Origin of the sequence: Elstera litoralis, from assembly GCF_000963705.1 — a bacterium.
Lineage (GTDB): Bacteria > Pseudomonadota > Alphaproteobacteria > Elsterales > Elsteraceae > Elstera > Elstera litoralis.
Genome location: NZ_LAJY01000191.1, coordinates 1 through 6924, shown reverse-complemented (window position 1 = coordinate 6924; position 6924 = coordinate 1). Strand labels below are relative to the sequence as shown.

Below are 6924 nucleotides of genomic sequence, written 5' to 3'. Positions count from 1 at the left end.
CAGCGTCGCGGTCGATGAATAGAAGGTTGCCGTTTCAAGGATCGTCCCCGCGCTATCGATAAAATCGAATTGCAGCGGAATACCGAAGAAATCGAGCGAGGTTAGATCGGCCCCCGATCCGGGATAGCCGAACTCCATCTTATCCCAACGAAAATTTTCCTGGATCGCGGTCGGCGCGGTGCCGCCCGAATAGGTAATCGCCGTGCCGAAGGAAATCAGCAGCCGCCCCGACACGATCGTATCAAGATCGAAGGAATAGACCGGCAGCGTGGCCCCGGTTAGGGGCGATACAAAGGTCGTGCTCGTGCCGAGCGCATTGAGCAGCGAGGAGGTGGCCGAGTCCCCACTTGCCTGCGGCAGGTTAACGACGGCAGGCGTGACCTGCGCAGGGCTTGTCGGAAAGCCGATGCTTTCCCCCGTCAGCAGAAGATAGACGCTGCCATCATCCTGTCCGCTGTCGTTAACGATCTCAAAAGTTAAGCTGTTCGACATGATTCTCGGGTGCTCCCCTATCTTAATGTTTATTAAAATCTTAGGTTGAAAATAGTATTTTATCTTCATTCAAAAAGAAAGAAGTCGTATGTGAATATTAAGCGCCGGTCTTGACCGGCACGCGTTTCCGCTTCCCCTGCCCCCCGGAAAGGCGCTTAGCTTTAAGCCTAAAAATGACGCCCATCGTAGGAAGATTATGAGCCGAACCCGCCACCTTGATGCCGTCGATCTCAGCGCCAAGCTCGATAGCGACACCTATCAGAAGAAACTCACGCGCCTGCAAGATAAGCTGATGCTTATTCAGCAGGCCTATCTTGGCACCCACGAGCGCGCGATGATTGTGTTCGAAGGCTGGGACGCGGCAGGCAAAGGCGGCACCATCCGGTGCCTGTCCAGCGTGCTCGATCCGCGCGGCTTTAAAGTGTGGCCGATTGCGGCCCCCACGCCCGCCGAACAGGCCAATCACTATCTGCACCGCTTCTGGACACGCCTGCCCGCCTATGGCGAAATCTCGGTGTTCGACCGCTCCTGGTACGGGCGCGTGCTGGTGGAGCGTGTGGAAGGCTTCGCCAAACCCGTCGCGTGGCGGCGCGCCTATGATGAGATCAATCATTTCGAAGCGCTGCATGCCGCCGATGGCGCGCGGATCGTCAAGATCTTCCTACACGTCTCCGCCGATGTGCAGCGCGAACGCTTCATCCGCCGCATCGAAGACCCGCTGAAGCGTTGGAAACTAACCTACGAAGATATCCGCAACTGGCGGCAGCGCCCTGCCTATGAGGAGGCGATTGAGGAGATGCTGAAGCGCACCTCCACTAAAGACGCGCCCTGGCACGTGGTGTCGGCGAACGACAAGCAGCACGCCCGCGTCGAAAGCCTAAAGTTGATCGCCGATTGCCTCGGCAAAGGAATCGACACGAAGCCGAAGCCCGTTCCGGAGGAGCTTTATGCGGCGGCGCGCGAGCATTTGGGCATCACGCTCGACACCCACGCCGGGCATTCGGGCAAAGCCCCCAAACCTGAGACCGATCTATAAGGCGGTTGCGACCAAATCTTCCCGGTAAATCCCGGTCCAGGCCATCCCATCGGGGCCGATATGGCCGCGATACATGCCCTCGCAGTTGAAGGGGAGCGCAAAACTGCCGTCGGCCCCGACCGCGACGAGGCCGCCCGCGCCGCCGATCTCGGCAAGATCGCCCATCACCACCTGGTCGGCGGCGGTGCGCAGGTCTTCACCGCGATGGCGCATGCGGGCGCTGAGTTCATGGGCAGTAACCCGTCGCATGAAGCTTTCGCCGTGCCCCGTGCAGGAAACGGCGCAGGAAGCATTATCGGCAAAGGTGCCCGCGCCAAGAATAGGGGTATCGCCAATGCGCCCGGCCAGTTTCGCCGTGCGCCCCCCGGTGGAGGTTGCCGCCGCCAGATTGCCCGCCGCATCGCGCGCGACCGCGCCCACGGTGCCATGCTTGCGGCTCTCGTCGCCGTCATCCACCCCTTCGGCGTTCAGACGCAAGGTTTCGGCCAGCGCATCCCAGCGCGCTTGTGTGAAGAAATAATCCGTATCCCCGAACGGCAACCCCGCTTCCTCGGCCAAACGCGCCGCCGCGTCGCCCGACAGACAAACATGCTCAGTGCGCTCCATCACCGCCCGCGCCACCAAAATCGGGTTCTTCGGGCCGAAGAGCATCGTCACCGCCCCCGCGCGCCAGTCCCGCCCATCCATCAGCGAGGCTTCCATCTCCTGCGTGCCCGCCGTGTTGAACACCGCGCCGCGCCCGGCGTTGAACAAAGGCTCATCCTCCAGCACGCAGACCGACGCCGTCACCGCATCGAGCGCCAAACCGCCCGCCGCCAGAACGGCATAGCCCGCGTGTAGCGCCCGCGCCAACCCAGCGCGATACTCCGCCTCGCGCGCTTCGGTCATCGTGGCGCGTAAAATGGTGCCAGCGCCGCCATGCAGTGCGAGGGTGAAGGAAGAGGTCATGACAACTCCAGAAGGTTAGGCGGATTAGGACGCTGGTCCGCATCGTTTTTAATCAGGATTCCTTTTTCTTGAGAGCAGTCACTCGCTTTCTCAAGAAAGACCAGGTGGATTGCGATAACATATATAAAGACGTGTAGAGGCAGAAATTTACTGTGAAAATTACAAGGAAGGTGGCGTCCTTGAATCCAAAAATAGACCTATAAAAATGTTCACCGTAAGCTGACCAAAACCCTGGAGAATATAAAAGCATAAAACTCCCTTCCAAAATATTATTAAATATATTTAATTTCAATTCTAAATAACCAGTAATTGTCAAAGTTAGCGTGAATAAAAATAAAACAGAAATAATTTTTAAATTTTATTTTCGCCATTGCTATAGCGTACACAACAAAAGCCACTACCGTAAATAACGAAGAATAACCAAACACTTTCAAACTTTCATATGGCCCTAAAAGTCCATACAGAAAAATGAAGACATAAAATTTAATAAAATTGAAAACAACTGTATGAAGGAGAGAAATCTTCATCCCTTAATTCCTCGTGTCCGACGCAGCGGCATAGAAAACGGTAGCCTAAACCATAGGCTTAAAAATCCACTGAGTTTACAGCCGCTTTGGCAAACAGAGCGGCGCGAGCCCCCCCCTTTTTACACGGGCGAGAGCGCGTGAACGCGCACGCTGACCACCAAATCGGCGGTTGCGGCCCCATAGGCCAGCATATGCGGCGCTTTGGAATGAACGGCGAGCGCTTCAGCACTCTCCCATTTTTCGATCACCACGAACACATCCGGCCCCATCGCCGGCAGACCGGGAACGCCGGCATCGACCGTGGGGCCATACTCGATGCACCCCGCTTCGGCGAGAACCGTGGGAACAATCGCCCTAAACTGGGCCAGAACCTCGGCGCGCTTGCCGGGTTTGGCGGTGACGATGGCGACAACATGCAGCATAAGAAACCCTTTCTGAAAAGACCCCGGCGAGTTTATACGGCTTTGCGCAGCCTGACAGGAGTCGATTTAAACGCCGGGGTATGACTGCGCGGATCGACGGCGCACCCCGTTAGAACATTGGCTTCCGGGTAATAGGCCATGACCGAGCCGCGCGCGATATCGAAGGCGCGGACCGTGACACCCGCCATAATGCCGTGATCGGATTCGAGCGTGGCCGCATCGCCATCGGCAAGCCCGTGGGCGGCAATATCGTCGGCGTGCATCATCACGCTCATCCGGTCGAGCCCGCCCCGGTAGGAATCGGTTCGCTCGTAAATGATCGAGTTAAACTGACCTTCCGAGCGCACGGTCGTCAGCAACAGCCCGCTATCAACCGGCGGCAGCGGCTGCGTCACGAAGCGCGCTTTGCCCGAGGCAGTCTTGAAGCGCGGCGTGTGCAGAACGCGGCCCGCGATGTGGAATTCCTGCTTCGCGACATCGATATCGGCCAAGGCTTCCATCCCCGGAACGATCTTAGCAATCGCTTCCCGAATGGTTTTATGGGCCTTGAAAGCGGTGAAATCGACGGGGCTTTCCGGCAGCAGGCGCTTGGCCAGATCGCACAGAATATCGGTTTCGGGGCGAACGTCTTTTAGCCGCCGAATGCCGCCATCGGACAGGCGGACATAATTGAACATCGATTCTTGCGTGGTCGGCTGCCACTCCTCATCGCGCGCCGTCACGGGCAGCACCAGCGCTTCGCTCTCATCATGGCCATAGATATGACCCTTGTTCAGCGTGGTGGTGAGGAACAGTTTGAAGCCGATCTTCGCCAAGGCTTCCGCCGAAAAGCGGCTATTTGGATTGGCTTCATAGAGGTTGCCGCCCATGATGAGCGCCGCATCGATCGCGCCGCGATGGGCCGCCTGCATGCAGGCCATCGTATCCATGCCCTTGGTGGTGGGAAGCGTTACGCCCAAAGTGTCTTCCATCCGGCGCAGCACATCCGCCGCCAGGACCGGCTTCACCCCAATCGTGCCGATGCCTTGCACGTTGGAATGGCCGCGCAACGGCAGCAACCCCGCGCCCAATCGCCCGATCTGCCCGCGCAAGAGGGCGAGATTGGCGATATATTCGACGTTCGCAACCCCGTGCAGATGGTGGGTAATCCCCATGCCCCAGGCGATCACCGCCGCTTTTGCCGCCGTATAGAGACCCGCGACCCGGCTGATTTCAGCTTGCGACAGGCCCGTGCGGCGCTCGATCTCGGCCCAAGGCGTTGCCGCGATATCGGCGGCGAGTTCGGTGAATCCCTCGGTATATTCTGTAATAAATTCGACATTTTGCGCCGAATTCTCCAAAATCGCCTTCGCCAGCCCCTTCAAAACCGCCAAATCGGCGCCAATCCGGGGCTGAAGATAGTCGGAAGCGATCCAATCGCCGCCTTTCGCCAGTGATTTCAGGCTTTTTGGCAGGGCAAAGCGCACCAACCCCGCTTCCTTCGCCGGGTTAATCATCACTACCGCCCCGCCCCGGTCGCGCACGCCTTTCAGCTTATGAATAAAGCGCGGGTGATTGGAGGAGGGGTTCGCGCCGATGACCAGAATAAAGTCGCAGCGGTCGAGATCTTCCATCTCCACCGTCGCCGTGCCGGTGCCGATGGTGGTATCGAGCCCGACGCCGGTCGCCTGATGGCAGTAGTAGGAGCAATTATTGACGTTATTCGTGCCATAGAGCCGCGCCAACAGATGCAGCACGAACCCGGCCTCGTTGGACGAACGCCCGGAGGTATAGAAAAAACTCCGCGCCGCATGGGTTCGGCGAAAGCGTTCCGCCGCCAAATCGAGCGCGAACTCCCAACTCACCGGCGCATAGCGGTCAGCCCCGGCGGCCTTATAGATCGGAAAGGCGAGGCGGCCCAGATGCTCCAACTCATGCCCATCCAATTCGCGCAATTCGCTTAGCGAATGGGTGATGACGTCGGCGGGAATGCCGGGCTGAATATCGGTCGATTGCGCCTGGATGGATTTATTGCAGACCGAGGGAAACTCCCCGGCCTCGTTGGTCATGCCGCCCTTCTGGCCGCCCATGCCGAGGGCGCAGGCTTTGCAGGCATTCTTCGCCGTAAGGGCTTTGGCGGTATTCTCCAGCCCCATCCGCGTTGCCGTTTTCAGCGCGTAGAGAACTTTCTTCGCACCACCGCCGACGACCGCCTTTGTCATTTCGCCTCCCGCCGACTGAGAACCGCAAAGACCCCGAAGCCCGCGCAGGCCGCCGCAATGAAATAGGCGAGCCCGTGGGTGAAGCCTTCCATCGCCAGCCCCGCGAGCATCGGCCCCAGCAGCGCACCGCCGCCCCACATTAGCCCCATCGCGGCATAAATGCCGACCAGTTCGGCCCCCTGAAACCGGCTGCCGACAATGGTGAGCATCAGCGTATAGATGCCGACGAAGGTTCCGCCCCACACAAACAGCAACGCATAGGTCAGCAGCGGCGAGTGTAGCACGAACGGCCAGGCCAAAGCCCCCAGGGTCGAGAGCGCCGCCAGCGTCACCACCAGCCGGAAGCGATTAACCTTATCGCCCAACCAGCCAATCGGCAATTGCAGCAGAATTGCGCCGATCATCATACAGGACATCAGGCGCGGGGCCTCGTCGCTCGCCCAGCCAAGGTTGACCGCATAAATCGCGAGGAACGACAGGCCCGCCGTTTCAATCGCCGCATTCAGCACCGTCGCCGCAATCGCCAGCGGGGCTAAGCGCATGAAGCGCAAGGGGCTGCCCTCGGCGGCTTCTTCGAAAATCGGCGCCACCACCTTTGGAGAGGCGACGAACGCCGCCGCCGCCAGCGTCATCACCGCGCCAATAACGTAAGGCGTGAACCCCGTAGGCCGACCAGCGACAGAATGATCGGCCCGAGCGCAAAGCCAACCGAGAGGGCGGCCGTATAAGTCGCCATCCACCGCGCCCGCGTTTCTTCGGTGCTGAGACTGTTCGTCCAGGTTTCAGACAGAACGAACAGCACTTCGGAGGAAGCCCCCAGCAGCACCCGCAGCAGAAACCACAGCCACAGGAACGGCAGCGCCGGAAAGGCGACCAGCACCGCCGCCGCTAGCAGCAGCGCCAGAATCACCAGCCGCCGCAGCCCTAAGCGCGCCACGATCTTCGGCAAGATCATCGCCGTGAGCAGAACGCCCACCGCGTGCATCGCCACATTCGCGCCGATCAGGGTTTCGCTATGCCCCTGCCCCGCCAAGTCGAGCGCAATCAACGCCGCGCTGAGACTATAAGAGAGGCCGAACATCATCGCCGTCGCAATAACGGCGGCGCGGGAGAGCAAAGCCGATCCCGATTGAGAAGCAACGCTCACGCCAACACCGCCGTTTCCATCTGCAAGCCCTTAGAGAAATTTTTCCCGAATATTGGTGGAGCTTTCCGTACCGATCTTATCGAAATGCAGCGCCAAAAACTGCTTGGCCTTCCGCCGCCCGATATCGTGCAGATAGGTCAGAAACTCCCAA

7 protein-coding genes are annotated in these 6924 nt (G+C 59.2%); 1 reads left to right on the top strand and 6 read right to left on the bottom strand.

The annotated features are described in order from the left end of the window. On the bottom strand, window positions 1–492 hold a 492-nt coding region (locus VZ95_RS08370), incomplete at its 3' end, for a glycoside hydrolase 64/thaumatin family protein (RefSeq protein WP_045775447.1). Between the two features lie 196 nt (window positions 493–688). Between VZ95_RS08370 and VZ95_RS08365 the strand changes: the two genes are divergently transcribed. After that, window positions 689–1528, top strand: coding sequence for a polyphosphate kinase 2 family protein (locus VZ95_RS08365; RefSeq protein WP_045775446.1), 840 nt, complete (start codon window positions 689–691; stop codon window positions 1526–1528). Here the strand turns inward: VZ95_RS08365 and VZ95_RS08360 are convergent. The 5 genes from VZ95_RS08360 to VZ95_RS26845 form a co-directional block, all read right to left on the bottom strand. Then, entirely contained in the window at window positions 1523–2476 is a 954-nt protein-coding gene (locus VZ95_RS08360) for an isoaspartyl peptidase/L-asparaginase family protein (RefSeq protein ID WP_045775445.1), read from the bottom strand. The two genes, VZ95_RS08365 and VZ95_RS08360, sit on opposite strands and share 6 nt — an antisense overlap. A gap of 646 nt (window positions 2477–3122) precedes the next feature. Next, the gene (locus tag VZ95_RS08350; RefSeq protein ID WP_045775443.1) at window positions 3123–3425 is read right to left on the bottom strand and encodes a putative quinol monooxygenase; all 303 of its coding nucleotides are present in this window, start codon (window positions 3423–3425) and stop codon (window positions 3123–3125) included. 32 nt (window positions 3426–3457) lie between these two features. After that, window positions 3458–5626 (bottom strand): FdhF/YdeP family oxidoreductase, encoded by a 2169-nt coding sequence (locus VZ95_RS08345; RefSeq protein ID WP_045775442.1) that lies wholly within the window; start codon window positions 5624–5626, stop codon window positions 3458–3460. After that, a complete protein-coding gene (locus VZ95_RS26850) occupies window positions 5623–6258 on the bottom strand; it encodes an MFS transporter (RefSeq protein ID WP_232302554.1) in 636 nt (211 codons plus the stop codon). The genes VZ95_RS08345 and VZ95_RS26850 overlap by 4 nt, the downstream gene beginning before the upstream one ends. Continuing rightward, window positions 6258–6773 carry an MFS transporter gene (locus tag VZ95_RS26845; RefSeq protein ID WP_232302553.1) on the bottom strand — a complete coding sequence of 172 codons (516 nt, stop codon included), beginning with the start codon at window positions 6771–6773 and terminating at the stop codon, window positions 6258–6260. Before VZ95_RS26845 ends, VZ95_RS26850 begins: the two co-directional genes overlap by 1 nt. Between the last annotated feature and the right edge of the window lie 151 nt (window positions 6774–6924).